The sequence below is a fragment of the Afipia sp. MLSD5-FHT05B12 genome (assembly GCF_058793355.1).
Genome location: NZ_JBXAFS010000003.1, coordinates 50,926 through 76,135 on the forward strand (window position 1 = coordinate 50,926; position 25,210 = coordinate 76,135).

At 61.8% G+C, this 25,210-nt stretch carries 23 protein-coding genes and 1 pseudogene; 14 read left to right on the forward strand and 10 right to left on the reverse strand.

The window, feature by feature from the left end:
- Positions 1-228 precede the first annotated feature (228 nt).
- From topA to rpmG, 7 genes and pseudogenes are all read left to right on the forward strand, one after another.
- On the forward strand, positions 229-3,012 hold the full coding sequence (gene topA, locus AC1Q6J_RS04870) for a type I DNA topoisomerase (RefSeq protein WP_492278217.1): 2,784 nt from the start codon (positions 229-231) through the stop codon (positions 3,010-3,012).
- Positions 3,012-5,342, forward strand: a complete 2,331-nt coding sequence (gene rnr, locus AC1Q6J_RS04875; RefSeq protein WP_492278218.1) for a ribonuclease R — start codon at positions 3,012-3,014, stop codon at positions 5,340-5,342. The genes topA and rnr overlap by 1 nt, the downstream gene beginning before the upstream one ends.
- A gap of 21 nt (positions 5,343-5,363) precedes the next feature.
- Entirely contained in the window at positions 5,364-5,792 is a 429-nt protein-coding gene (locus tag AC1Q6J_RS04880; RefSeq protein ID WP_492278219.1) for a DUF983 domain-containing protein, read from the forward strand.
- 192 nt (positions 5,793-5,984) lie between these two features.
- Complete coding sequence (locus tag AC1Q6J_RS04885; RefSeq protein ID WP_492278220.1) at positions 5,985-6,719, forward strand: NUDIX hydrolase; 735 nt, start codon at positions 5,985-5,987, stop codon at positions 6,717-6,719.
- 113 nt (positions 6,720-6,832) lie between these two features.
- Positions 6,833-7,681, forward strand: coding sequence for a cell envelope biogenesis protein TolA (locus AC1Q6J_RS04890; protein ID WP_492278221.1), 849 nt, complete (start codon positions 6,833-6,835; stop codon positions 7,679-7,681).
- 33 nt (positions 7,682-7,714) lie between these two features.
- Positions 7,715-7,909, forward strand: a pseudogene (locus tag AC1Q6J_RS04895) (LLM class flavin-dependent oxidoreductase); the annotation flags it as partial.
- A gap of 171 nt (positions 7,910-8,080) precedes the next feature.
- Complete coding sequence (gene rpmG, locus AC1Q6J_RS04900; protein ID WP_002712167.1) at positions 8,081-8,248, forward strand: 50S ribosomal protein L33; 168 nt, start codon at positions 8,081-8,083, stop codon at positions 8,246-8,248.
- 102 nt (positions 8,249-8,350) lie between these two features.
- Here rpmG and AC1Q6J_RS04905 read toward each other — a convergent pair whose 3' ends face one another.
- The 4 genes from AC1Q6J_RS04905 to AC1Q6J_RS04920 all read right to left on the reverse strand — a co-directional run bounded on the left by AC1Q6J_RS04905 (position 8,351) and on the right by AC1Q6J_RS04920 (position 11,550).
- Positions 8,351-8,746, reverse strand: a complete 396-nt coding sequence (locus AC1Q6J_RS04905) for an antibiotic biosynthesis monooxygenase family protein (protein WP_492278222.1) — start codon at positions 8,744-8,746, stop codon at positions 8,351-8,353.
- A 57-nt stretch (positions 8,747-8,803) separates the two neighbouring features.
- Complete coding sequence (locus tag AC1Q6J_RS04910; protein ID WP_492278223.1) at positions 8,804-9,712, reverse strand: LysR family transcriptional regulator; 909 nt, start codon at positions 9,710-9,712, stop codon at positions 8,804-8,806.
- Positions 9,713-9,792: 80 nt separating this feature from the next.
- On the reverse strand, positions 9,793-11,166 hold the full coding sequence (locus tag AC1Q6J_RS04915) for a PleD family two-component system response regulator (RefSeq protein ID WP_492278224.1): 1,374 nt from the start codon (positions 11,164-11,166) through the stop codon (positions 9,793-9,795).
- Between the two features lie 18 nt (positions 11,167-11,184).
- On the reverse strand, positions 11,185-11,550 hold the full coding sequence (locus AC1Q6J_RS04920) for a response regulator (protein WP_492278225.1): 366 nt from the start codon (positions 11,548-11,550) through the stop codon (positions 11,185-11,187).
- Positions 11,551-11,676: 126 nt separating this feature from the next.
- Between AC1Q6J_RS04920 and AC1Q6J_RS04925 the strand changes: the two genes are divergently transcribed.
- Positions 11,677-11,961: a DUF3572 domain-containing protein gene (locus tag AC1Q6J_RS04925; RefSeq protein ID WP_492278226.1), complete on the forward strand. Its 285-nt coding sequence runs from the start codon at positions 11,677-11,679 to the stop codon at positions 11,959-11,961.
- Positions 11,927-13,252 carry a DNA polymerase IV gene (locus AC1Q6J_RS04930; protein WP_492278227.1) on the forward strand — a complete coding sequence of 442 codons (1,326 nt, stop codon included), beginning with the start codon at positions 11,927-11,929 and terminating at the stop codon, positions 13,250-13,252. Before AC1Q6J_RS04925 ends, AC1Q6J_RS04930 begins: the two co-directional genes overlap by 35 nt.
- Before the next feature lie 9 nt (positions 13,253-13,261).
- On the opposite strand, the gene AC1Q6J_RS04935 is transcribed toward AC1Q6J_RS04930, so the two are convergent.
- Positions 13,262-14,119 (reverse strand): cell envelope integrity EipB family protein, encoded by an 858-nt coding sequence (locus tag AC1Q6J_RS04935; RefSeq protein ID WP_492278228.1) that lies wholly within the window; start codon positions 14,117-14,119, stop codon positions 13,262-13,264.
- A 220-nt stretch (positions 14,120-14,339) separates the two neighbouring features.
- Here AC1Q6J_RS04935 and AC1Q6J_RS04940 point away from each other — a divergent pair, with 220 nt between their 5' ends.
- The 4 genes from AC1Q6J_RS04940 (at position 14,340) to AC1Q6J_RS04955 (ending at position 17,620) form a co-directional block, all read left to right on the forward strand.
- Positions 14,340-14,807, forward strand: coding sequence for a RidA family protein (locus AC1Q6J_RS04940; protein ID WP_492278229.1), 468 nt, complete (start codon positions 14,340-14,342; stop codon positions 14,805-14,807).
- A 61-nt stretch (positions 14,808-14,868) separates the two neighbouring features.
- Positions 14,869-15,624: a glycerophosphodiester phosphodiesterase gene (locus AC1Q6J_RS04945; protein ID WP_492278230.1), complete on the forward strand. Its 756-nt coding sequence runs from the start codon at positions 14,869-14,871 to the stop codon at positions 15,622-15,624.
- A gap of 274 nt (positions 15,625-15,898) precedes the next feature.
- Entirely contained in the window at positions 15,899-17,071 is a 1,173-nt protein-coding gene (locus AC1Q6J_RS04950) for a GNAT family N-acetyltransferase (protein WP_492278604.1), read from the forward strand.
- Positions 17,072-17,194: 123 nt separating this feature from the next.
- Positions 17,195-17,620 (forward strand): HIT family protein, encoded by a 426-nt coding sequence (locus AC1Q6J_RS04955; protein WP_492278231.1) that lies wholly within the window; start codon positions 17,195-17,197, stop codon positions 17,618-17,620.
- A gap of 12 nt (positions 17,621-17,632) precedes the next feature.
- Here AC1Q6J_RS04955 and AC1Q6J_RS04960 read toward each other — a convergent pair whose 3' ends face one another.
- The 5 genes from AC1Q6J_RS04960 to clpS all read right to left on the reverse strand — a co-directional run bounded on the left by AC1Q6J_RS04960 (position 17,633) and on the right by clpS (position 23,136).
- Positions 17,633-17,977, reverse strand: a complete 345-nt coding sequence (locus AC1Q6J_RS04960; RefSeq protein WP_492278232.1) for an AzlD domain-containing protein — start codon at positions 17,975-17,977, stop codon at positions 17,633-17,635.
- Positions 17,974-18,711 (reverse strand): AzlC family ABC transporter permease, encoded by a 738-nt coding sequence (locus AC1Q6J_RS04965; RefSeq protein ID WP_492278233.1) that lies wholly within the window; start codon positions 18,709-18,711, stop codon positions 17,974-17,976. The genes AC1Q6J_RS04960 and AC1Q6J_RS04965 overlap by 4 nt, the downstream gene beginning before the upstream one ends.
- A 524-nt stretch (positions 18,712-19,235) precedes the next feature.
- Positions 19,236-20,174 (reverse strand): transglycosylase SLT domain-containing protein, encoded by a 939-nt coding sequence (locus tag AC1Q6J_RS04970; RefSeq protein ID WP_492278234.1) that lies wholly within the window; start codon positions 20,172-20,174, stop codon positions 19,236-19,238.
- A 102-nt stretch (positions 20,175-20,276) separates the two neighbouring features.
- On the reverse strand, positions 20,277-22,670 hold the full coding sequence (gene clpA, locus AC1Q6J_RS04975) for an ATP-dependent Clp protease ATP-binding subunit ClpA (RefSeq protein ID WP_492278235.1): 2,394 nt from the start codon (positions 22,668-22,670) through the stop codon (positions 20,277-20,279).
- A gap of 130 nt (positions 22,671-22,800) precedes the next feature.
- Complete coding sequence (gene clpS, locus AC1Q6J_RS04980; protein ID WP_492278236.1) at positions 22,801-23,136, reverse strand: ATP-dependent Clp protease adapter ClpS; 336 nt, start codon at positions 23,134-23,136, stop codon at positions 22,801-22,803.
- Positions 23,137-23,806: 670 nt separating this feature from the next.
- Between clpS and AC1Q6J_RS04985 the strand changes: the two genes are divergently transcribed.
- Positions 23,807-25,156: a vWA domain-containing protein gene (locus tag AC1Q6J_RS04985; protein ID WP_492278237.1), complete on the forward strand. Its 1,350-nt coding sequence runs from the start codon at positions 23,807-23,809 to the stop codon at positions 25,154-25,156.
- Positions 25,157-25,210 lie beyond the last annotated feature (54 nt).

Genomic DNA, 25,210 nt, shown 5'->3' on the forward strand with positions numbered 1-25,210 from the left:
CCCAAGAATCAATCAATTTAAGTGTATTTCACGAACATACACGCACAGGATGTGCAATCACAAGTACCCATATCCTACAACTTTTGCGGGAATTACAGCTCCGGTTCCGGCCTCATCACCGGATCCCCATTTGACAGCGGACCCCCTTTTACCCATGTATCGGCCAAGCCAGCCTGATGGAATCTTGCGATTCCGGCCCGCGTATCCCCAGTAAGTTATTGGAATCAAATGAATCTCGTCATTGTCGAGTCGCCTGCCAAGGCCAAGACGATCAACAAGTATTTGGGCTCCTCCTACGAGGTTTTGGCCTCGTATGGTCACGTCCGCGACCTTCCGGCCAAGAATGGATCGGTCGATCCGGAGGCCGATTTCCAGATGATCTGGGAAACCGATCCCAAGGCCGCTGGCCGTCTCAACGACATCGCCAAGGCGCTCAAGGGTGCCGACAAGCTGATCCTCGCAACCGACCCTGATCGCGAAGGCGAAGCGATCTCCTGGCACGTCCTGGAGATCATGAAGCAGAAGCGCGCGCTCAAGGACCAGAAGATCGAGCGTGTCGTCTTCAACGCGATCACCAAACAGGCCGTCACGGACGCCATGAAGAATCCGCGCCAGATCGATGGCGCGCTGGTCGATGCCTATCTGGCGCGCCGCGCGCTGGACTATCTGGTCGGCTTCACCCTCTCCCCTGTTCTGTGGCGCAAGCTGCCCGGCGCGCGTTCCGCCGGCCGCGTGCAGTCCGTCGCGCTGCGACTGGTCTGCGACCGGGAACTTGAAATCGAGAAATTCGTCCCGCGCGAATACTGGTCGCTGCTTGCGACATTGGCGACCCCGCGCGGCGAATCCTTCGAGGCGCGTCTCGTCGGCGCCGACGGCAAGAAGATTCAACGCCTCGACATCGGCAGCGGCGCGGAAGCCGAGGACTTCAAGAAAGCGCTTGAAGCCGCGAACTTCTCCGTCACCACGGTCGAAGCCAAGCCGGCGCGCCGCAACCCGCAGTCTCCGTTCACGACATCGACATTGCAGCAGGAAGCCAGCCGCAAGCTTGGCTTCGCCCCGGCGCACACCATGCGGATCGCGCAGCGCCTTTATGAGGGTATCGATATCGGCGGCGAGACCACGGGTCTCATTACTTATATGCGTACCGACGGCGTGCAGATTGATCCGTCCGCCATCACGCAGGCCCGCAAGGTGATCGGCGAGGACTACGGCAAGGCCTATGTGCCGGACTCGCCGCGCCAGTACACCTCAAAAGCGAAGAACGCGCAGGAAGCCCACGAAGCCATCCGCCCGACCGATCTGTCGCGCCGCCCGGCATCGCTGAAATCCAGGCTCGATAACGATCAAGCCCGGCTCTATGAGCTGATCTGGATGCGTACTGTCGCAAGCCAGATGGAATCCGCCGAGATGGAACGCACCACGGTGGACATCACCGGAAAGGTGGGCGCGCGCGTGCTCGAGTTGCGCGCCACCGGTCAGGTCGTCAAGTTCGACGGCTTCCTTGCGGTGTATCAGGAAGGCCGCGACGACGATCCGGAGGACGAGGACTCAAAGCGCCTGCCCGTCATCAACGAGGGCGAAGCGCTCAAGCGCGAAAGCCTCAACGTCGCCCAGCACTTCACCGAGCCGCCGCCGCGCTTCTCGGAAGCCTCGCTGGTAAAGCGCATGGAAGAACTCGGCATCGGCCGGCCTTCCACCTATGCGTCGATCATTCAGGTCCTGAAAGACCGCGGCTATGTGAAACTCGAGAAGAAGCGTCTGCACGGCGAGGACAAGGGCCGCGTCGTGGTGGCGTTCCTTGAGAACTATTTCGCGCGCTACGTGGAATTCGACTTCACCGCCGACCTGGAAGAAAAACTCGACCTGATCTCGAACAACGAGATTTCCTGGAAGCAGGTGCTGACGGATTTCTGGAAGGACTTCATCGGCGCGGTCAATGAGATCAAGGACGTGCGCGTCACCGAAGTGCTCGACGTACTCGACGCGATGCTCGGCGAACATATCTACGAGCCGCGCACCGACGGCGGCGATCCGCGCCAGTGTCCGAGCTGCGGCACCGGCAAGCTCAATCTCAAGGCCGGCAAGTTCGGCGCCTTCGTCGGCTGCTCGAACTATCCCGAATGCCGTTACACCCGGCCGCTGGCCGCATCGAGCGGATCGAGCGATCGCCCGCTCGGCAAGGACCCGGTGTCGGGCCTCGAAGTCGCGGTCAAGGCGGGACGTTTCGGCCCCTACATCCAGCTCGGCGAGCCTAAGGATTACGGCGAGGACGAGAAGCCGAAGCGTGCGGGCATTCCGAAGAACATGTCGCCCGCCGACGTCGAACTCGAACTTGCGCTGAAGCTGCTGTCGCTGCCGCGCGATATCGGACCGCATCCGGAAGACGGCGAAATCATCACGGCTGGCATCGGACGCTTCGGTCCGTTCGTGCGCCACGGCAAGACCTACGCAAGCCTCGAAGCTGGCGACGAGGTCTACACCATCGGCCTCAACCGCGCGGTGACGCTGATCGCCGAGAAGATCGCCAAGGGCCCAGGCCGCCGCTTCGGCGCTGATCCCGGCAAGGAGGTCGGCGACTACCCCGCGCGCGGCGGCAAGATCATGCTCAAGAAAGGCCGCTACGGCGCCTACGTCACCATCGACGGCATCAACGCGACCATCCCCGACAGCATCGAGCCGGAGAAGCTGACGGTCGAGGAAGCTATCGCGCTGATCGAGGAGCGTGCGGCAAAGACCGGCGGCAAGCCGAAGCGCGCCGCCAAGAAAACTACGAAGAAAGCTACGAAGAAACCTGCGAAGGCAGCCGCCGCGAATGGCGCCGCCGCATCCGGGGCGCCTGCGAAGAAGCCTGCGGCCAAGAAAAAGACCGCTGCGAAAAAGGCTGCGCCAAAGAAGGATGCAGCGAAGCCCGTGTCTCTGAAAGAGGCAGCCGAGGCCAAGGCATCGAAGGTCGCCGCAGCCAAGGCCACGAAGGTCGCTGAAAAGAAAAGCGCCGGTAAAGCACGCGGATAATGAAAAAGAAACGCGACGCGACGACTGCCTTTCCCGACAGAGAGAGCATTGTCGCGTTCGTCAAGGCGCAGCCCGGTGAAGCCGGCACACGCGAACTGGCGCGGCATTTCGGATTGAAGAACGAATCCCGTGCGGCGTTACGGCGTATCCTGCGCGAACTTGCCGACGAAGGCGTGATCGCGAAGCGCGGCAAGAAGGTCGCAGAGCCGAAATCACTGCCGCCGACCATCGTTGCCGACATCACCGGCCGCGACAACGACGGCGAGTTGATCGCTTCTCCCGCCGAGTGGCTGGAGGAAACCGACGGCCCCGCCCCCATCATCCGCATTCATGTCCCGCGCAAGGCCGCGCCCGGCACCGCTGCGGGCGTCGGCGACCGCGCACTGCTCCGCATCGAGAAGCCGGACAACAAGCACGAGAAGGCTTATCGCGGCCGCGTCATCAAACTGCTCGACAAGACCCAGCACCGCGTCCTCGGAATCTACCGCGAGATGCCGAATGGCGACGGCCGGATGATCCCGGTCGACAAGAAACAGGCGGGACGCGATCTCGCGATCGCGGCCAAGGACTCCGGCGGGGCGCAGGATGGCGACCTCGTCAGCGTCGAACTGATGCGCTCGCGCGGCTACGGACTGCCGTCCGGCCGGGTGAAGGAACGGCTCGGCTCGCTGAAGACCGAAAAAGCCGTGAGTCTGATCGCGATCCACGCGCACGAAATCCCGCAGGAATTTCCCGCCGGTGTCGTCCGCGAATCCGAAGCCGCGAAACCTGCGACGCTCGCCGGCCGCGAGGACTGGCGCGATGTTCCGCTCGTCACCATCGATCCGCCGGATGCCAAGGACCACGACGACGCAGTCCATGCCGCCCCGGACGCCGATCCGAACAACAAGGGCGGCTACATCGTCAATGTCGCCATCGCGGATGTCGCGTTCTATGTCCGGCCGCAATCGCCGCTCGACCGTGAGGCGCTCAAGCGCGGCAACTCGGTTTACTTCCCTGACCGCGTCGTGCCGATGCTGCCGGAGCGCATCTCCAACGATCTGTGCTCCTTGAAGCCGAGCGAGCCGCGCGGCGCGCTCGCCGTGCGCATGGTGATCGACAAGGATGGCCGCAAGCGCTCGCATACGTTTCATCGCGTGCTGATGCGCTCGGCGGCAAAACTGAACTACGCGCAGGCGCAGGCCGCCATCGACGGACGTCCCGACGACACGACGGGGCCCCTGCTCGATCCGATCCTGAAACCGCTCTGGGATGCCTACGCATTGGTGAAGCGCGCGCGCGACGAGCGCGACCCGCTCGACCTCGACCTTCCCGAGCGCAAGATCCTTTTGAAAGCCGACGGCACGGTCGACCGCGTGGCGACACCGGAACGGCTCGATGCGCACCGGCTGATCGAGGAGTTCATGATCCTCGCCAACGTCGCAGCGGCGGAAACGCTTGAAAAGAAAACACTGCCACTGATCTATCGCGTACATGACGAGCCGACAATCGAGAAGGTCCATAACCTCCGCGAATTCCTCAAGACGCTGGAAATGCCGTTTTCCGCCACGGGCGCGCTGCGTCCCGCAGTCTTCAACCGCATCCTTGCGCAGGTGAAGGGGCGCGACGCGGAACCGCTGGTGAACGAAGTGGTCCTGCGCTCGCAGGCCCAGGCAGAATATTCAGCGGACAATTACGGCCACTTCGGCCTCAATCTGCGGCGTTACGCTCATTTCACATCGCCGATACGCCGATACGCCGATCTTATCGTCCACCGCGCGCTGATCCGCGCGCTCGGGCTTGGCGAAGGCGCCCTCCCCGAAACCGAGACGTTTGAAACGCTCAGCGAGGTGGCTGCGGCGATTTCGCTCACCGAACGCCGCGCGATGAAGGCGGAACGCGAAACCGCCGACCGGCTGATCGCGCATTTCCTCGCCGATCGCATCGGCGCAACATTCGAGGGACGAATCTCGGGCGTCACCCGCGCGGGATTGTTCGTGAAACTGGCCGATACGGGCGCGGACGGCCTCATTCCCGTGCGCACCCTGGGCAGCGAGTATTACAACTACGACGAAACCCGCCATGCCCTGATCGGATCGCGCAGCGGTGCCATGCATCGATTGGGTGACGTGGTGCAGGTTCGTCTGGTAGAAGCTGCACCTGTGGCCGGCGCGCTGCGGTTCGAACTGTTGTCCGAAGGACGAACCGCTCCCCGTGGAGGCCGCATTCGCGACAACCGCGCCAGACCGCCCAATGCCGGCGGCAAGGCACGGCCAGGACGCGATACCAAGGACAGGAAGAAATCGCGCAAGCCTTCCCGCAAGGCGCGCAAATCGAAGAAGAAGGGTTGATATCCCTTCGAAGGAGCCATCATGGAAAGCACAATGCCCGCCGCGACGTGGACGCCAGCCTCCCAGCCGCTGCCGAAGCGCGATGTCTGGCAGGCCATGGCGCGCGGCTTGCGGTGCCGCTGCCCGAACTGCGGCGAAGGCAAAATCTTCCGTGCGTTCCTGAAGGTCGCCGACAACTGCTCCGCCTGCGGAGAAAATCTGAGCCATCATCGCGCCGACGATCTGCCCGCCTACCTCGTGATCGTTGTCGTCGGCCATATCGTCGTGCCGATCGTGCTCTGGATCGAGACCAACTACGCGCCGTCCATGCCGCTGCAACTGGCGTTCTATCTGCCGTTCACGCTGATCGCATCGCTGTTGCTGCTGCAACCGGTCAAGGGCGCCGTGGTCGGATTGCAGTGGGCGTTCCGGATGCACGGCTTCGATGAGAGCCGCCCCGCTGACGTCTAGTGTCCCGTATCCTGCGTTCGCCTCGCCTTGCAGCAACTCCTGAGCGAACGCCGGATACGAAAGGACACCAGGAAAACCATATGCTCGTGATCCTGTGATTCTGATATTCGTAGAAGCGCTCGCGTAAACGTAATACGAATGTCAGAACCGGATCACGAGGGAAGGTACGATTGCAAAGCTAGCCGTGGTGAAATGAGCGCTCCCGAGAAAGAAGAAAAGGAAGACGACAGTCATCCTTACCGCCGCCCGAAAGATGCCGCGACGCTGATCCTCGTCGATCGCAGCGGAAGCGTGCCCAAGGTCCTGGTCGGCAAGCGGCATGACAAGGTCATCTTCATGCCGGGGAAATTCGTGTTTCCCGGCGGCCGGGTCGACGCCACCGACAACAAGATTCCGGTGGCAGCGGAAATCCCCAAGGGGCTTGAGAAGAAACTCATCGGCGGCAGTCCGAAGATCGCGCCGGCCCGCGCCCGTGCGCTGGCGGTTGCGGCCATCCGCGAGGCCTGCGAGGAAACCGGCCTTTGCCTCGGGCGGAAAGTTGCGCGCATGAACGGCGCAGGAGCAAAGCTGACCGGCGAGTGGAAACCGTTCGCCGAGGCCGGCTTGCTGCCCGATCCGTCCGGACTGTTCCTGATTGCCCGCGCTATCACCCCGCCCGGCCGCGTCCGCCGGTTCGATACGCGGTTTTTCACCGCCGATGCATCGTCCATCGCGCACCGGGTTGAAGGCGTCGTCCATGCCGATGCCGAACTGGTCGAACTGGTTTGGGTCGAACTCGGTTCATTGTCTCTCGCGGATCTTCATCAGATGACGAAGATGGTGCTGCGCGAACTGGACAAGCGCCTCGCGCTGGGACCGCTCTCGCACGCCGCCGAGGTGCCGTTTTTCCACTTCTATAGCGGCAAGATGCAGCGGGACGTCATCTAGGGCGCATCGTCCCGTTGTGATCGCACCGTAATATTGTCATCCCAATCGCCGCGTTAATCGCTATATTCCCGCCGGGGCGGCCGAACGCCCATGAATGAGCGAACCACGGTTGTATGCGTACCGGCGCCGCCATATCGGTCGCCGCACATGTTGCGGCCCTGACAGCCTGGCTTTTGCTGGCGGGCGTGCGTCCGTTCGAGCCGACAACCGCGGAAGCTATCACCATCGATATCGTCACGCCGGAAGAAGCTCCGCCGCTTCCCAAGGAACCTGAATACGATTTCCCGACGCTTTCGGACAAATCCCAGGACTCCGATAAATCCCGGCAGACCGCTGCGGAAAAACAGGCTGCACAGCAATCGCCGCAACAGGCAGCGCCGGAACAGCCAGCAAAACCTGCCCCTGCTCCGCCGTCAAAGCCGAAGCAGGATTCGCGGCAGGCCGCGCTCCAGCAGCAGCCTGCCGAGCCGTCCAAACCCGCCGAGCAGCCTCAGTCGCAACAGCAGGCACAGCCGCAAACGCCGCCTCCGGCACAACAGCAGCAGGAAGTCCCCACCGCCGCGCCCGACATCACCAGCAAGTTCGGCATGATGTTCACCTTGCCGGACGCCGGCGCGGCTGGCGACTTCGACGCCAAGGCGACAGCAAAGGCAAACATTTCCAGCGAGGACGCCGCCGCGCTGCGAGCGCATTTGAAATCATGCTCAGTCCTGCCGCGATCGGTATCCCCGGCCGACAGCGTCTCGATCATTTTGCGCGTCGCATTTCAGCGCGACGGCAGGCTCGCAGCGGAGCCGCTGCTGATCGAAGCCAGCGCGTCTGAAAAAGGCCCGGCCCTGATGCGCAGCGCGATGGATGCGCTGGACAAGTGTCAGCCCTACGCCATGCTTCCACCGGATCGCTATGACCAGTGGCGCATGCTCGACCTCCGCTTCTCGCCGAAGGACTTCAGGGGCGGATAACGTGATCCGCAGAGAAGCCCCCGCGCTCGACCCGACAGCTTCAACATCATGTTCCCGCTCCTGCCGCAGGGGCTGGACGATCTCGCGGACAAGGTGGTTCCGGGATTGCAGCGGCACGGCATCTTCCGCAAGGACGACGGAGGCCACACGCTGCGCGAAAATCCCGGCCTGCCGCGGCCCAAGAACCGGTTTTTCGAGCCTGCCGGGGCTGTGAACGCGGCTGAATAGCCTCTCAGGCCCATCAAACCGGGGCCTTCGCGGGCGAAATCAGGGGTATCCGCTTTGCGGAATAATACGGCCTAAAACCTTGACTTTGGGGCGCTCGAAGCTAGGTTGCGACCCAAATGCAGCTCGATTTGTCGGGTCTGCTCGTGATTCCTGACATTCGAGGTTCTGAACATGGCCAAAGCGGTCACCATCAAGGTCAAGCTCGTTTCCAGCGCGGATACCGGCTTCTATTACGTCGCCAAGAAGAACTCGCGCACGATGACCGACAAGCTCGTGAAGAAGAAGTACGATCCGGTCGCAAAGAAGCACGTCGAGTTTCGCGAAGCCAAGATCAAGTAATTATTTCAATTACTTATTGAACGAAACCGGGGCCTTTCGGCCCCGGTTTGCGTTTTGGCGTGACTGTTCCCGAGCCGACGCCGGTTCAGCGCGCCAGCCCGATCAGGACTTGGCGCTCCAGGAACGCCCGCGGATAACGCTGCATATTTGAAACTTGTACTCGCTGTAGAAGCTCTGGATGCCGCTGCGCTTCGCCTTCACGTGCTCCGGGTGAAAGCGCCACCCTTCAAGTGCTTCCTCCGATTCGAACTCGACGACCGTCACCCGCTCCCCGTCCTCGGCGACAAAGCCCTTGTGCGAAATGTAACCGGGCATGGTCTGCGCGAGCTCGCTCATATGCGCGGCCACCGGTCCATATTCGTCCTGGACGCCGGGATTAAGCCGTGTGCGGAAAACCGTGACAATCATCGAAAGCAACCTCAAAGCTGGTGTGGAGTCCGGCTCTGCGATCGGAGCGCGCGAAGTGCTGACCAATCCACGAACCGCGACAATGGCCAAGACTGCATGCCGTCATTAAATAAATCAAATGCATGATTTAGATCATATTTATGCGTCTTATAAATTAGCCTTGAGCTTCGCTTTCAGCCGATCGACCAAGAGATCCATGGCGACCTCGAAACGCCCCGGGGATGCGCTCCGCACCAGAGCCACCGTTGCCGGCAACACAAAGTCCGACACTTCAAGAATCGCCAGATTGCCCCGGTGCGGGCTGTGCTCGAACTGACGCCGGGGAACGAGACTCAAACCGCCGCTGTGGGTGAGCAGCGAAAGCTGGAGATCTTCACCGAAAACCTCGGCAGCAATGTTGATGGGGAGCTGCATCTGCTCAAGATTCCGGACAAGCGCGGCCCTGCATCCACATCCGCGCGGATTCAGGAACCAGCCCTTGTCCGCAAGTTCACGCAACCGCCAGGGCTTTCCGCCGCGCCCCGCCGCCATCCCGGAAGGGCCAACAACGACGACATCCTCGGCCCCCAGTGAAAGACGCACAAGGCCTGCTGGAACAGTGTGTTCTTCCGTCAGAAGACCGACGGCGCAATCAATCTGACCGCTGCGCACCTCCTCGATCAGATTTTTGCTCCAGTTTGAGCTGACCTGCAATTTGATCCGGGGAAATGCGCGCCGCAGCATATCCAGCGGCGACGTCAGCACGATTTCGCCAAGACCGTGGGCGACCCCAAGCCTGAGATCACCGGACGGATTGGCCTCTTTCTGTGCGCACGCTTCCAGTTCCGCCAGAGCCGCCAGAACCCGCCGCGATTTCTCGAGAACATGCTGCCCCAGAGATGTGAGCACAGCCGGCTTCACGGACCGGTTCAGCAGCGAGCCGGCCCCCATGGCATCCTCGAAGTTCTGAATGCGCCGCGTGGCTGCCGGTTGCGTGATGTGAAGGCGGATGGCCGCGCGATTCACAGAGCCGGTTTCCGCGACCGCGACGAAGGCTTCAATGTCACCAATATTCATGACAGAGAAGCATAATTTAAAAATGATTATACAGGAAGCTTCATTTCGAAAGCCAGTAAGCCCCGGCCCGCGATCCTTGATCAGGCCGCGGCGGCCACGACCCTGTTCCGGCCATCGTGCTTGGCGCGATACAGCGCCTGGTCGGCGCGCTTGAGAACGGTGCCGATCGCCTCGCCCTTGGTTTCCAGGGTCGAGATGCCGATGGAAATGGTCACCTCGATGCGCCTGGCACCTTTCTCGATGGAGAACGGTTCGCCCGCGATGGACCGGCGAAGGCGCTCGGCGACCATCCCAGCCACATGCAGGTCGGTTTCCGGCATCACGATGACGAATTCCTCGCCGCCGTAGCGGCAGGCCAGATCGATCCCGCGAATCGACTTGCGGATACGCACCGCGAATTCGCGCAGCACATCGTCGCCGGCATCATGGCCGTAGTTGTCGTTGATCGACTTGAAGTAGTCGATATCGAGCATCATCAGCGCCAATGGCTTGGCCCGCGTGGCCGCCTGCTCCGCCAGGGTGGAGAGATGGCTTTCCATGTAACGGCGGTTATGCAGCCCGGTCAGCGGATCGGTAATCGCCATTTCGATGGAGTTCTGCACGTTGTCGCGCAGGTGATCGGTGTAGCGGCGCTTGCGGATCTGCGTGCGCGCCCGCGCCAGCAGTTCGTTCTTGTCCACCGGACGCAGCAGGTAGTCGTTGACGCCGATCTCCAGCCCGCGCAGCAGCCGCGCGTTGTTGTCGGCATCCGCAATGGCGAGAATGGGCACGCTGCGCGTCCGCTCCAGCGAACGCGCCTGACTGCAAAGCCGCAAGCCATCGAAGTTTTCAAGCCCAAGCGACACGATCAGCAGATCGTAGTTGCCGTCGGCGGCGTGAAACACCGCCTCGGCCGGATTCGGCTCGACATCGACACTGTGCTCGGTGGCCAGCACCGGAGCCAGCCGCTCGTAGGACGATGGCCGGTCATCCACCAGCAGAATGCGCCCGCCCTTGCCCGTATCGGCGACCGCTTCGCGCTCCGGCGCATTGACGCCAATCTCGAGCGACGTGATCGCGCGCATGCGCAACTCGTCGGTCATCATCTTCAGCCGCGTCAGCGACCGCACCCGCGCGATCATCACGACATCGGATACCGGCTTGGTGAGGAAGTCGTCGGCGCCGGCATCGAGCCCGCGAACGCGATCGGACGGACTGTCCAGCGCCGTCACCATGATGACCGGAATGAAATGGGTCTTCGGATTCGACTTCAGGCGGCGGCAGACTTCGAAACCGTCGATGTCGGGCATCATGACATCGAGCAGCACGATGTCGCATTCCGCGCGCTCGCAGATCTCAAGCGCCTGTGTCCCGCAATTCGCCGTCACCACGTCGAAGTATTCCGCCGACAGGCGCGCCTCGAGCAGCTTTACGTTGGCGAGAACGTCGTCAACGACCAGAACGCGCGCGGACATCGAATTCTCCAAACTTTCCTAGCCGACAAACCGTCGAACCGTCTCAATAAACTTCCCAACCGATATCGGCTTGGACAAATACGCTTCGCATCCGCCTTCACGGATGCGTTCTTCATCGCCTTTCATGGCAAAAGCCGTCACCGCGACCACGGGGATCGCACGCAATTCGACATCCGCCTTGATCCAGCGTGTCACGTCGAGTCCGGAAACCTCGGGTAGCTGAATGTCCATGAGGATAAGATCGGGCCGGTATGTGCGGGCGAGATCGAGTGCTTCAACCCCGTTGCGCGTGCCGACTGTCTGATACCCATGGGCCTCAAGCAGATCGCGAAAGAGCTTCATATTGAGCTCGTTGTCTTCCACGATCAGGACGGTTTTGGCCATCCTGGCCCTCCAATTCCCGCAAAATGCCCGCTCGTGCTGAAACCATTGAATTCGCCACGCCGCCGTGACTCGGGCAATATCGGTACAAAATAGAGACGATAAGTTACGGAAAGGCAAACGCGATCAATGACAAAGCCCCCCAAAAACCCTCAGGAAGTTGCTGAATTTGTTGCCATTCAGGCGCTTTCCTTCCTGGCGTCCGATCCGGAACGTCTAGGGTTATTCCTGACCGAGAGCGGTATCGGCCCGCAAACCCTCCGGACCGCCGCCGCCGACCCGAAATTCCTCGCGGGTGTGCTCGATTTCATCGTGCGCGATGACGCAACCGTGAAAGCTTTCGCCGATGCCTCGCAACTGACGCCACAGGCCGTCGCCAATGCGCGCGAGGTGCTGGAACCACGCTGGGAATGATGCAGTGAGCGACCGTCCGCCAGCCGATTCGCCTGGATTCTGCCGCGACTGTCTGTCGGACACAGCGGCAAAGGCGATGCGTTGCGCGGAATGCGGCTCGCCTCGCGTGGTCCGGCATCGTGCCCTCAAGGCGCTGACGCTCGCGCATATCGATTGCGATGCGTTCTATGCAACCGTCGAGAAGCGCGACAATCCGGACATCGCCGACAAGCCGGTCATCATCGGCGGCGGCAAGCGCGGCGTGGTGTCCGCCGCCTGCTACATCGCACGCACCTATGGCGTGCGTTCGGCGATGCCGATGTTCAAGGCGCTTGACCTCTGCCCCTCGGCCGTGGTCGTGCGTCCCGACATGGCGAAGTATGTCCGCGTCGGCCGCGAGGTTCGCCATGCGATGATGGCGCTGACACCGCTTGTCGAACCGCTCTCCATCGACGAGGCCTTCCTCGACCTCAGCGGCACGGAACTCGTGCATGGCATGATCCCCGCCAAGGTGCTTGCGCGGTTTGCCGCGCAAGTGGAGCGCGACATCGGCATCACCGTCTCGGTCGGCCTGTCGGTAAACAAGTTTCTGGCCAAGATCGCGTCCGACCTCGACAAGCCGCGCGGCTTCGCGGCGCTGGACCAGGAAGAAGCACGCGCGATGCTCGCCGACAGGCCCGTTGGCTTCATCTATGGCGTGGGCCCTGCTTCGCAGGAAAAGCTCTCGCAGCGCGGCTTCCGCCTCATCAAGGATTTGCAGCGCGCCGACGAGACCGATCTGATGAAGCAGTTCGGTCCCGAGGGACGGCGGCTGTGGCGGCTCGCGCGCGGCATCGATGAGCGCAAGGTCGTCGCCGATCGCGGCGCCAAGACGATTTCCAACGAGACAACGCTGGAAACCGACGTGCGGGACTTCGCGACGCTGGAGAAAATCCTGTGGCGGTTGTGCGAAAAAGTGTCATCACGCCTCAAGAGCGGCGATCTTTCGGGTTCGACCATCACGCTGAAGCTGAAGACCGCGGATTTCAGACAGCGCACCCGCTCGCAATCGCTTCAGGTTCCGACCCAGCTCGCCACCAGAATATTTGCCACCGTGCGCGAGATGCTCAGCCGCGAGATCGATGGCACCGCGTTCCGGCTGATCGGCGCCGGCGTCAGCGCATTGAAGCCCGGCGCGGAAGCCGACGATCAGGATCTGCTGGACCAGCGCTCCGCTCACGCGGAGCGCGCCATGGACAATGTCCGCAAGAAATTCGGCAACGCCGCGGTGATCCGCGGCATTGCCTATGACGGGCCGGCGAAGGCTGAGTGACGGCCTCGCCTATTTGCAGGGCCTGGTTTCCTTGATGTCGATCTTGTCCATCGCGCCCGCGATGACGAAGTCGTTGTAATCAAGCGAGAGCGCCCGCGACACACCGTCCTCATAGAGTTCGAACGACATCGCATAGACCGGCGTCTGCTCACCGGAATTCGATTTCGTGGCGCGGTCGTAGTAGCTCACGGTGACCGGCCACCGGGTCTGGGATTTGAACTTCTCGTTGTTGCTGGCGGCATCCGGCTTTACCGGCGCCTTTGTCCCGGGGATCGGCTGCCCGATGACGGTGAGCGTGTTGTAAACCTTCTCGCCGTCGTCGGAGCCGTCATAGACCACGAGTTCGAGCAGCGACTTGCCCTCGCGCGCGGCCTCGATAATCAACCTGACCTGCTCCGTCGGAAACACCGCGCCCTCGATGGTGAACGTCTTTGCCTTGGGCTTCTTCAGCTTGACCTTGATTGTCTTGCCGTCGCGTTCAGCGATACCGTCGACCGAGGTCGTATCGGTATCGTTCATGCGGGTCTCGATCTTGAAGCGATAGCTCTTGCCTTCTCCGTCTTCCCAGCTCGTGGAACGCAGATCGCTCAGCGTGGTCTTGTTCTCGCCGGTATCGAGCTGCGACACCTGCCGGAATTCGGTGGTGTAGCCTTCGCAGGCGCTGCCGGCGAAATTGTACAGGATGCGGCCGCGTGCGTTGCTGACGCTCGCATTGCCGCGCGATGTTTTCAGGCTCAGATCGTAGACCGCCTGATGCGCGAGAAAAGCAACACTCGGCGCGGCTTGTACTCCGCCTGCGGCTGACGCCAGAAACATGGCAGACAGGGCAACCAATCCACAACCCGAAGTACGGCGCGCGCGACGCATGGCGTCTCCTTAAAGCAATGAGAATCGAAGAATAGTAGCCGCAGCATTGCGCCGCAACCGGGGCAAACCTGCGAAATCGCCCCGAATATCCGGTCAAAATCGCAAGCCTTGCGCGCTTGCATGTGACTGCACGATGGGCGAAATATGGCGCGCCCGACACATCGGCACGAAAGCTGGGCCTCACTCCGGGCGAATATTCAGACAAACATCGGGGACTGACATGGCGGGAACGGTCGAGCAGAAGTTGAACGAGTTGGGCATTGTGTTGCATCAACCCAACCCTCCCATAGCGAACTATGTCGGCTTCGTGCGCACCGGGAATCTGCTGTTCGTATCCGGCCAGGTCTGCAACACCCCGGAAGGCAAGCTGATCGCCAAGGGCAAACTCGGCGCTGGCGTGACCACCGAGCAAGGCGCCGCCGCCGCGCGCGGCTGTGCGATCAATCTTCTGGCGCAGGTCAAGATGGCGCTCGGCGATCTCGACAAGGTTGCCCGCGTCGTGCGCCTCGGCGGCTTCGTCAACGCGACGCCGGATTTTCTCGAGGGACCGAAGGTGCTCAACGGCGCATCGGATCTGATGGTGGCCGCATTCGGTGACAAGGGACGTCATGCGCGCACCACGGTCGGCGTGGCCGCCCTGCCCTCGGACGCCGCTGTCGAAGTCGAAGGCATTTTCGAAGTCGCGTGAGCATGATCCCGAAAAGTGGGAACCGGTTTTCGGACAAGATCATGCTCAAGAAATCAAACTTATGACGTCTCGCGCGCCCGGCTGGCTGACGGCACGGCCAATTGCTCATCGCGGGCTGCATGACCGTGCGCGCGGCATCATCGAAAACATGCCGTCGGCGGTCGACGCCGCGATCGCGGGCAACTTCGCGATCGAGGTCGATCTTCAGCCCACCGCCGACAACGAGGCGATGGTCCATCATGACTATGCGCTTGGCCGCCTCACGCAAGGTACCGGCGAACTGCTGTCGCTGACCGCAACGGAACTCAAGCAGGTCGGCTTCAAGCATACCGCAGAGCGGATGATGACCCTGGGCGATCTCTGCGCGCGCGTCGCCGGACGCGTCCCGCTGGTGCTCGAGGTGAAGAGCCGCTTCGACGGCAGCCGGACGCTGGTGAAGCGGATGGCGGAAGTGCTGGCCTCGTACAACGGCCCCGTGGCGGCGATGTCGTTCGATCCCGATCAGGTGATGGCACTCCGCGACCTGATGCCGGACTTGCCGCGCGGCATCGTGGCTGAGCGGCACTATACCGAGGGCGAATGGACGCGGCTGCCGCCTGAGAAAACCCGTGAGATGACCGGCCTGCGCCACGCCTTCCGCACCCGGCCGCATTTCGTCAGCTACCGGGTGGATGATCTGCCGGCGCCGGCGCCCTGGATCGCGCGCAACATCTTCGGCTGCGCGCTGATCACATGGACCGTGCGGACCCAGGAACAGCGCGCTCGCACCGCCCGTTACGCCGACCAGATGACTTTCGAGGGTTTCATCCCGGAGTAAACCGAAAGCGCGATACCAGGCATCTGATGCCAGATACTTGAAGTCATCCGCGCAAGAACCGATCTATACTCCTGAACGGTTTCGGTTTCTCACGCCACGATGCCGCTCGTGGAGTGGATTTGACATTCGCAGCCTGCCAAGCGGGCGAGTTCACAACGCGAATGTGAAATCCACACCAGGAGAAGCTTATTTCTGAGAGTGGTCCTTTGATTCTAACATTCGCAAAGGTCGCTGCTGAAACAGGATACGAATGCTGGAATCGGATCACTCGCCTTTGACGGATCCCTGCGAGATTACCCTTGAAGCGGTCTCCTCGGCCGGCCAGATCACGGCCGACGAGTGGAACGCGTGCGCCAATTCAGATGGCAGCTACAACCCGTTTGTCACACACGCCTTTTTTGCAGCTTTGGAAGAGTCAGGCTCTGCCATTGCACGCACTGGCTGGGCTGCGCGTCATCTGGTGGCGAGGATGAATGGACAAGCCGTCGGCATCGTGCCCGGCTATCTGAAAAATCATTCGCAGGGTGAATACGTGTTCGACCACGGCTGGGCCGATGCCTATGCGCGCGCGGGCGGAAGTTACTATCCAAAGTTGCAGGCCACCGTTCCGTTCACTCCGGCGACTGGCCCTCGCCTACTGGTGGGGAACAGGCCGGATGCTGCACGTATCCGCGAGACGCTGGCCGGCGGCCTGATCGCGCTGTGCGATGCCACTCACGCCTCATCGGTGCATGTCACCTTCGCTCGCGAAGACGAATGGACGCTCCTCGCCGAACATGGCTTCCTGCAACGCACCGACCAGCAATTCCATTGGCGCAATGAAGGTTACGGCACGTTCGAGGACTTCCTCGCTACCCTGGCCTCGCGTCATCGCAAGGCGATCCGCCGCGAGCGCCGCGACGCGCTCGCCAACGGCATCACCATTCACGCCCTGACCGGCGACGACATCACGCCCGATGCATGGGACGCGTTCTTCGAGTTCTACATGGAGACCGGCTCGCGCAAGTGGGGACGGCCTTATCTCACCCGCGCCTTCTACACCATGATCGGCGAGACCATGGCGAAAGACGTATTGCTGGTGATGGCAAAGCGTGACGGCAAATGGATCGCCGGTGCGATCAATTTCATCGGCTCCGACACGCTGTTCGGCCGCCACTGGGGGGCAATCGAGCATCACCCGTTCCTGCATTTCGAGATCTGCTACTATCAGGCCATCGACTTCGCGATCCGGCGCGGCCTGACGCGCGTCGAGGCCGGTGCGCAGGGCGAGCACAAGATCGCCCGCGGCTACCTGCCCCAGACCACCTACTCCGCCCATTACATCGCCGATCCGGCGCTGCGCCGGGCGATCCACGACTATCTCAAGCACGAGCGCAGCTACGTGCAGGAGGCCGTGCGCGAGCTGACCGAGGCGGGTCCGTTCCGCAAGACCAACGGTGACGACTGACACGCCTGAGTTCAATCGCCGCCCGGACCCGCGAATTCCTGACATGCGCATCGCCGGAACAACCCCGCTTGACCGCGCGGCGCGGGGCAGCGATTGTGACGCGCCTCTTTTCCGGGATGAACCATGACCGCTTACGATACCAACAACATCTTCGCGAAAATCCTGCGCGGCGAGATTCCCTGTCACAAGGTCTATGAGGACCAACACACCTTCGCCTTCTTGGATATCATGCCGCGATGCCTTGGCCATACGCTGGTGATCCCAAAGGCTCCGGCCCGCAACATTCTCGACATCTCGCCCGACAGCTTCGCGCATGTCGCCCGCACGGCGAAGAAAATCGCGGTCGCCGGCATGAAGGCCTTCAATGCCGCCGGGATCACCCTGCAACAGTTCAGCGAGCCCGCCGCCGGTCAGGTGGTCTATCACCTCCACGTCCATGTCATGCCGCGGGTTGAAGGCGTCGCGCTGCTGCCGCCGGCAAGCCGCAAGGAAGACGTCAAGGTGCTGGAAGATCACGCCACCCGGCTGATCGCGGCGCTGAAAGACTGAAGCCCTTCCCGCCTAACCCATCCACCACTTGCCCGCGAGCACGACGGCTTCACCGGCGATCACACCGGCGAAAACAGACTTGCGCGTCGCCAGAAACACGGTAATCCCTGCGGCAACCGCACCATAGCGAACCCCACCCGGCACCGTCGCGAGCGCGCCGGGCGGTGAAATCAATATCTGCGCGATGACGCCCGCAAGGATGGCAGCGGCGACCGCCCTTACCCAGACCAGGAATTCCGAGCTTTCATCGACACCGCCGCCGATCACAAGACCGAGGACACGCCAGGCCTCGTTCGAGAGGAAGCCCGCGAACAGCAGCAGCGCAATGGCATGTCCATCGCCGAAGAGAGCGCTCATGCACGCCTCCGGATGCGATGAACGCCGTAAGCGATCGTGCCGGCGGTCAGGCCGCAGATCATGATGTCGACGCCGGTTTGCAGCAGTTGCACCAGTGGATAAAGCGCAAGGCCAAGCCCCAGCGCCAGCTTGTCCACCAGCTTGTGCGCGTTGCGCGCCGTGGACAGCAGGAATGTCAGCGGCGTGAGCGCGAGGATTCCGGCGGCCAGCAGCGGCGGCAGGCTCGCGGCAAGTCCATAGCCGATCACCGTGGCCACGCTGCTCAGGAACACCAGCCCGCCGCCGAGACCGTTCAGGAATGCGATCCGCCGCTCGCGCGGCACATGCGGCAGCAGCCGAAAGCTTTCGACCCAGACAGTCACCGCCACGAAATGCGCCGGCAATGCGAGCTGGCGCATCTTCGTCTGCGGCGTCCTCAGCATCGGCAGCACCGAAACCACCATCGGCAGCAGACGGATCGCGCTGATGGTCACCGCCAGCGCAGACTCCAGCAGCGTGGCCCCGGCATGGGATGTGGAGATCAGGATGATTTGCGCAGGTCCAGCCCAGACCAGCACGGTACTGGCCAGCGCCCAGCCCAGCGTGAAGCCGGTGTCATGGGCGAATGCGCCGACGCCGATGAAGGTCCCGAACAGCACCAGCGCCAGGATCGACGACAGCGCAGATTTTACACCCAGCGCGAATGCAACGGGCGTGCTTTGCCATTTCGTGGAATCGAGCGTGGGAAGTGCCAAGGGGGCAAAATACCGCAAAATACCGGATGAATCGTTTGACTCATCACGCGGTTGAAACACCCCCGCCGTCAAGGGACCCGGGGCGCTAATTTCGCGGAGCCGCACCGCTAAATTGCAACAGCTTTGCAGGGTGCGCATCGATACCGATGCGCCCCAAGAATGTTGGCCGCGAAGAACGGCATCAAAATCAGATCGACGGCTCGCGCGCGGATGACGACAGCGAGCCGAGAACGCACAAGGTTGCAAATGCAATACCGATAATTCCGAACGTCAGCACGACGGCCTCCTCACAGACTGCGGCGAAACGGTTTCGCTGCCCCCGGCCAGATGATTGGAAAACGGTTTCGCAAAACTTAAGCGAAAAACGCTGGCATCGCGTTAGCATTTCATTGAGCATAAGGCTCCGTGCATGAATTCAAGTTATGCCTGCAATCATTGGGTTTCTTTTGCACGCAGCGGGACCGGCCCGTTAACCGTCACAAGAGATTCCCGGGATTTGCGCCCGCGCTCGGCACCGGCTGCGATTAACCATGCCGCTCCGCGTTCTTCAGCACGATGCACGCCTGCCCCGCCCGCTTGATGCGGTCGCACAGTTCGTTGGCAGCGGCGCGCGTGTCAGCGCCGACCCTCACCTGATAGAACGGCCGCGTCCCCCGGCTGCGGAAGATCGAACTGAGAAGGCTCGGATCGCGATCGCCAATGATCGCGCTCAGGCGCTTCATGGAGCGGGCATACGTCGCCAGCGCCTTGTCGCGCGAGAACCCGGCAGCGAGTTGCACACCCCACGGCATCGCCGCGCCGAGTTTTACGCGCTGCTCAAGCCCCGCGACGAACGGGTTCGGCGCGCGCTGCAACAGCGCCATCAGTTCACGGCAGCCGGCCGGAGGCGTGCGGTCCCTGATCGCGCCGTTCTTGCCAGCCGCCGCCCAGTCATCGACCGGCGTGCCAGTGATCGCGTAAACGTAGTTACGGGTCTCGGACGGCATATAGCCGGTGCCGGCGAGCCATTCCTGCACACGCCGCGGCCCCGCATTGTAGGCAGCGGCAGCAAGCCCGAGATTGCCGAACTGTTCGCGCAGCTCTTGCAGGAACTCGGCCGATTTCGGCAGCGCCTGCACCGGATCAAACGGATCGAGCAGCCGCCGCTCGCTGGCAGTACCGGGCATGAACTGCGCCACGCCCTGCGCGCGCTGGCCGTTGCGTGTGACCGGCCCCACCGTATCCGGCTGAAACCGGCTTTCCTGCCAGATCACGCGCGCAAAGAACTCCAGAGGCAGACCGTGCGCGGACGCCGCGGATTCGATCATCAGACACATCGCCTCGCGCGTGTTGCCGTCCTTCGCCGCGGCAGCGGCGGGTGCTGGCGCAGCGGGCAGATCCGGCTCATCGCCGCGCGAAGCCGTTGCCATGAGCATGATGGCCACAACAGCCGCGAGACATTTCTTCGGGCGCCACCGCTTCATTTCAAAAGCATCCCATCCGAGGATGGCAAAAACGGCTCAAGATAACGAAAACCCGGCAATCTCGCGATTGCCGGGTTTGTATTGTTTCGCTGACAGCTTCGCTCAGACCTTCATCAGCGGCTTGGCTGGCCCCTTCGGACCATCGCCGCCCTTGGGCTTGCGCGGCGCGGAGCGCTTGCGCGATCCGGGCAGCTTCTCGGGCTTCGGCGTCACGGGTCCTTCGACGAACTCGAAACCGATCTTGTCGGCATCCTGCTCGTCCTTCACCAGCACGACGCGGACATGGCCGCCGCCCTTCAGCTTGCCGAACAGCACTTCGTCCGCCAGCGGCTTCTTGACGTGTTCCTGAATGATGCGCGCCATTGGCCGGGCACCCATCTGCTCGTCGTAGCCATGCTCGATCAGCCAGGCCTTCGCGGGCTCCGACAGTTCGATGGTCACGTCGCGGTCCGCAAGCTGCGCTTCGAGCTGAAGCACGAACTTCTCGACCACCATGCCGATCACATCGGTGTTGAGATGCGCGAACGACACGATGGCATCGAGACGATTGCGGAACTCCGGCGCGAACTGCCGGTTGATCGCTTCCTGATCGTCGCCTTCCCGCTTGCTGCGCGTGAAGCCGAACGCAGCCTTCGCCATGTCGGCAGCGCCCGCGTTGGTCGTCATGATGAGAATGACGTTGCGGAAGTTGACCTGCTTGCCGTTGTGGTCGGTCAGCTTGCCGTGGTCCATGATCTGCAACAACACGTTGTAGAGATCCGGGTGCGCCTTCTCGATTTCGTCAAGCAGCACCACGCAGTGCGGATGCTGGTCCACGCCATCGGTCAGGAGGCCGCCCTGATCGAAGCCGACATAGCCGGGAGGCGCGCCGATCAGACGCGACACGGTATGGCGCTCCATGTACTCCGACATGTCGAAGCGGATCAGTTCGACGCCGAGCGACGCCGCCAGTTGCTTGGCAACCTCGGTCTTGCCGACGCCGGTCGGCCCCGAGAACAGATATGAGCCGATCGGCTTTTCGGGTTCACGCAGGCCCGCACGGGCGAGCTTGATCGCCGCGGACAACGCCTCGATCGCCTTGTCCTGACCGAACACCGTGCGCTTGAGAGTCGTCTCGAGATGCTTGAGCACCTCGGCGTCGTCCTTGGAGACCGACTTCGGCGGAATCCGCGCCATCGTCGCGATGGTCACTTCGATTTCCTTGATGCCGATGGTCTTCTTGCGCTTGTTCTCCGGCACCAGCATCTGCGCGGCCCCCGACTCGTCGATCACGTCGATCGCCTTGTCCGGCAGCTTGCGGTCATGGATGTAGCGCGCCGAAAGGTTCACCGCCGCCTCGATGGCATCGTTGGTGTACTTCAGCTTGTGATAGTCCTCGAAATACGGCTTCAAGCCCTTGAGGATGCCGATCGCGTCTTCGACCGTCGGCTCGTTGACGTCGATCTTCTGGAACCGGCGCACCAGCGCACGATCCTTCTCGAAGTGCTGGCGATATTCCTTGTACGTGGTCGACCCCATGCAGCGGATCGTGCCCGAAGCCAGCGCAGGCTTCAGCAGGTTGGACGCATCCATCGCGCCGCCCGAGGTCGCGCCCGCGCCGATCACGGTGTGGATTTCGTCGATGAACAGGATTGCATTGGGGTGCGCTTCCAGTTCCTTGATGACCTGCTTGAGGCGTTCTTCAAAGTCGCCGCGATAGCGCGTGCCCGCAAGCAGCGTGCCCATGTCGAGCGAGAACACCGTGGCGGCGGCAAGCACCTCCGGCACTTCGCTGTCGACGATGCGCTTGGCGAGACCTTCCGCAATCGCGGTCTTGCCGACGCCGGCTTCGCCCACAAACAGCGGATTGTTCTTCTGGCGGCGACACAGCACCTGGATGGCGCGGTTGATCTCGGCGTTGCGGCCGATGACCGGGTCGATTTTTCCGTCGCGCGCCTTCTTGTTGAGATTGACGCAATAGGTCTCGAGCGCCTCGCCCTTCTTCTTGGAGTCGTCGCTGCCCTTGGCGTCGGCTTCTTCATCGACGCCGCGCACCGGCCGCGCCTCGGAGACGCCGGGGCGCTTGGCAATGCCGTGGCTGATGTAGTTCACGGCGTCGTAGCGCGTCATGTCCTGCTCCTGCAGGAAGTACGCGGCATGGCTTTCGCGCTCCGCGAAGATCGCGATCAGCACGTTGGCGCCGGTGACTTCCTCGCGGCCCGATGACTGCACGTGAATGACGGCGCGTTGCACCACGCGCTGAAATCCGGCGGTCGGCTTGGCGTCGTCGGAGCCTTCCGCGACCAGATTTTCAAATTCGGTTTCGAGATAGTTGACCAGGCTGCCGCGCAGCTTGTCGAGGTCGACGCTGCATGCGCGCATCACAGCGGCGGCGTCCGAGTCATCGATCAGCGAAAGCAGCAGATGTTCGAGCGTCGCATACTGATGATGACGCTCGTTTGCGATGGCAAGCGCACGGTGCAGGGATTGTTCAAGGCTCTGAGAGAAAGTCGGCATTCGCGTCCCTTATGGCCCCCGCCATGTCATTCGATCGTTTGTCGTCCGGTCCCGGCTTGATCAGTTCCTGCAACCTGTCCGCGTTCTCGTCATCTCGTCCGGTTCCCACAAATCGAACGAGACTCAAATGCTACTTCTTTTCCATCACGCATTGCAAAGGATGCTGGTGTTTTCGCGCAAAGTCCATCACCTGCGTCACCTTGGTTTCGGCGATTTCGTAGGTAAAAACGCCACATTCGCCGATGCCGTGATGATGCACATGCAACATGATCGTCGTGGCGGCTTCAACGTCCTTGTTGAAGAATTTCTCCAGAACATGAACAACGAACTCCATCGGGGTGTAGTCGTCGTTCAGGATCAGGACGCGATAGAGGTTCGGCCGCTTGGTCTTTGGCTTGACCTTGGTGATGACAGACGTGCCCGGACCACTGCCCCGCCCGCTGCTGTCGTTCTCGTCCTTGCTCATGCGCAGGCCAAAGGAGGAGGTTCGTTCGCCGGACACCTCGGGTGCCGGGACAGGTTCCGGGTATGAAGACACGTGCAGCATGGCCTGAAAGTTCAAAATCCCCACAAAACGGCGCCCCTGCCGGAGGCAAAGCGCCGTTTGATCACATTAACAATATGGGTCGCCGTGCGCCCGCCCGCAAGCATACCGTACCGGCTGAAACCGTGCCGGGCAGATGGCTTCGCATCGGCGCAACCACCGCCTGTGGTTAATGCAAGTGCCCGGAATTCACGTCAATTTCGACGTATCGCATTGAGACGATGTTGGGGATGTATCCGGATTGAAGCCCGAAACAAGCCGTTTATGGGGCATTTTACGTAGATTGGCGTCAACTTTTACCGCCCCTTCATCGCCGGCTTCTACGACATGGCAGGACCCATTTTTGGTGACCGCCATGTACATTGCATCCATTTTCAAGCGTTCCCGCGCCTCAGGCGCCGCTGATCCGGCTGGCGAATCGATAAAATTCGAACCAAGTGCGCAACCCGGCCTTTACCCTGAAACCGCGACACAGGCCCCGCCGGCGGCCATCTCATCGGGTGTACCCGTTATTCACCGCAGCATTTTACTACCTCTTCACGCCTGCGGCCTATCCCGCATGCCAGAACCTTATTCATTTCCTGGTGGCGTCATGAACGATGCATCGATTTTCAATCGGGTCCGCGGATCGCTCGCCCGCTTCCGCCGTGCGGAAGACGGCAACATTGCCGTGCTGTTTGCCATTGCGATCATCCCGCTGCTGGGTTTCGTCGGCGCGGCCGTCGACTATGCCCGCGTCAACAATGCCCGCACCGCCATGCAGTCGGCGCTCGATACCGCGGCCCTGATGATTTCCAAGGACGTGACCGGCCTGACCACCGCTCAGATCAACCAAAAGGCGCAGGCTTACTTCAATGCGCTTTTCAAGCACCCTGAGGCGCAGAGCGTCACCGTGACCGCGGCCTACACCAACAGCACGAGCGAGGGCTCGAAGGTGGTCCTGACCGGCTCGGGCACGATGGATACCGATTTCATGAAGATGGTCGGCCGTCCCAAGCTCGACTTCGGCGCGAGTTCGACCACCGTCTGGGGCACCACCAAGCTGCGCGTGGCGCTGGCGCTCGACAACACCGGATCGATGTCGAGTTCGGGCAAGATGGACGCCCTGAAAACGGCTGCGAAGAACCTGATCGACACCTTGAAGACGGCCGCGAAGACCGATGGCGACGTTTACATCTCCATCATTCCGTTCGCGAAAGACGTCAACGTCGGAACCAGCAACAAGAACGCCAACTGGCTGCGATGGGATCTCGGCCAATGCACCAACTGGTGGGGCGGCACCATCGGCTTCATGACGCAGACCGAATGTAACAACGCCAGCGGCAACTGGACGTCGACGAAGAAGAACAACTGGACCGGCTGCGTTTCGGATCGCGACCAGAACTACGACACGACAAGCACCGCGCCCTACAACACCAGCCCGACAGCAACCAACCTGACGGACCGCGCCACCCAGTTCCCGGCGGAGAACTATCCGGATTGCCCGGCTGAAATTCTTCCTCTGACCTACGACTGGACCGCTCTCAAGAACAAGGTCGACGCGATGCAGCCCGACGGCAACACCAACCAGGCCATCGGCATGGCATGGGGCTGGATCTCGCTGCTTCAACAGGCACCGCTGAACGCACCTGCCGAAGACTCCAACTTCAAGTATACGAAGGCAGTCATCCTGCTCTCGGACGGCGACAACACCCAGAACCGCTTCAGTTCGAGTCAGTCGTCGATCGACGCTCGCCAGAAACTTCTGTGCGACAACGCGAAAGCTGCCGGCATCCAGATCTATACGATCCAGGTGAATACCAACAACGACAACAATTCGAGCGTGATGTCGTACTGCGCCAGCAGCGCCAGCAACTACTTCTCGACGACCAGCGCCAGCGGCATCAATACGGCGTTCAATTCGATCGGCACGGCGCTGTCGAAACTTCGCATCGCAAAGTAAGCAAACGGATCGAGACAATAAAAAAGCCCGGCATTGAGCCGGGCTTTTTCTTTG

What these genes read in the sequence shown, in the direction of transcription:
- topA (WP_492278217.1), top strand. Translation starts at nt 229, where the DNA reads ATGAATCTCGTCATTGTCGAGTCGCCTGCCAAGGCCAAGACGATCAAC.
- rnr (WP_492278218.1), top strand. Translation starts at nt 3,012, where the DNA reads ATGAAAAAGAAACGCGACGCGACGACTGCCTTTCCCGACAGAGAGAGC.
- AC1Q6J_RS04880 (WP_492278219.1), top strand. Translation starts at nt 5,364, where the DNA reads ATGGAAAGCACAATGCCCGCCGCGACGTGGACGCCAGCCTCCCAGCCG.
- AC1Q6J_RS04885 (WP_492278220.1), top strand. Translation starts at nt 5,985, where the DNA reads ATGAGCGCTCCCGAGAAAGAAGAAAAGGAAGACGACAGTCATCCTTAC.
- AC1Q6J_RS04890 (WP_492278221.1), top strand. Translation starts at nt 6,833, where the DNA reads ATGCGTACCGGCGCCGCCATATCGGTCGCCGCACATGTTGCGGCCCTG.
- rpmG (WP_002712167.1), top strand. Translation starts at nt 8,081, where the DNA reads ATGGCCAAAGCGGTCACCATCAAGGTCAAGCTCGTTTCCAGCGCGGAT.
- AC1Q6J_RS04910 (WP_492278223.1), bottom strand. Translation starts at nt 9,712, where the DNA reads ATGAATATTGGTGACATTGAAGCCTTCGTCGCGGTCGCGGAAACCGGC.
- AC1Q6J_RS04915 (WP_492278224.1), bottom strand. Translation starts at nt 11,166, where the DNA reads ATGTCCGCGCGCGTTCTGGTCGTTGACGACGTTCTCGCCAACGTAAAG.
- AC1Q6J_RS04920 (WP_492278225.1), bottom strand. Translation starts at nt 11,550, where the DNA reads ATGGCCAAAACCGTCCTGATCGTGGAAGACAACGAGCTCAATATGAAG.
- AC1Q6J_RS04925 (WP_492278226.1), top strand. Translation starts at nt 11,677, where the DNA reads ATGACAAAGCCCCCCAAAAACCCTCAGGAAGTTGCTGAATTTGTTGCC.
- AC1Q6J_RS04930 (WP_492278227.1), top strand. Translation starts at nt 11,927, where the DNA reads ATGCGCGCGAGGTGCTGGAACCACGCTGGGAATGATGCAGTGAGCGAC.
- AC1Q6J_RS04935 (WP_492278228.1), bottom strand. Translation starts at nt 14,119, where the DNA reads ATGCGTCGCGCGCGCCGTACTTCGGGTTGTGGATTGGTTGCCCTGTCT.
- AC1Q6J_RS04940 (WP_492278229.1), top strand. Translation starts at nt 14,340, where the DNA reads ATGGCGGGAACGGTCGAGCAGAAGTTGAACGAGTTGGGCATTGTGTTG.
- AC1Q6J_RS04945 (WP_492278230.1), top strand. Translation starts at nt 14,869, where the DNA reads ATGACGTCTCGCGCGCCCGGCTGGCTGACGGCACGGCCAATTGCTCAT.
- AC1Q6J_RS04955 (WP_492278231.1), top strand. Translation starts at nt 17,195, where the DNA reads ATGACCGCTTACGATACCAACAACATCTTCGCGAAAATCCTGCGCGGC.
- AC1Q6J_RS04960 (WP_492278232.1), bottom strand. Translation starts at nt 17,977, where the DNA reads ATGAGCGCTCTCTTCGGCGATGGACATGCCATTGCGCTGCTGCTGTTC.
- AC1Q6J_RS04970 (WP_492278234.1), bottom strand. Translation starts at nt 20,174, where the DNA reads ATGAAGCGGTGGCGCCCGAAGAAATGTCTCGCGGCTGTTGTGGCCATC.
- clpA (WP_492278235.1), bottom strand. Translation starts at nt 22,670, where the DNA reads ATGCCGACTTTCTCTCAGAGCCTTGAACAATCCCTGCACCGTGCGCTT.
- clpS (WP_492278236.1), bottom strand. Translation starts at nt 23,136, where the DNA reads ATGAGCAAGGACGAGAACGACAGCAGCGGGCGGGGCAGTGGTCCGGGC.
- AC1Q6J_RS04985 (WP_492278237.1), top strand. Translation starts at nt 23,807, where the DNA reads ATGAACGATGCATCGATTTTCAATCGGGTCCGCGGATCGCTCGCCCGC.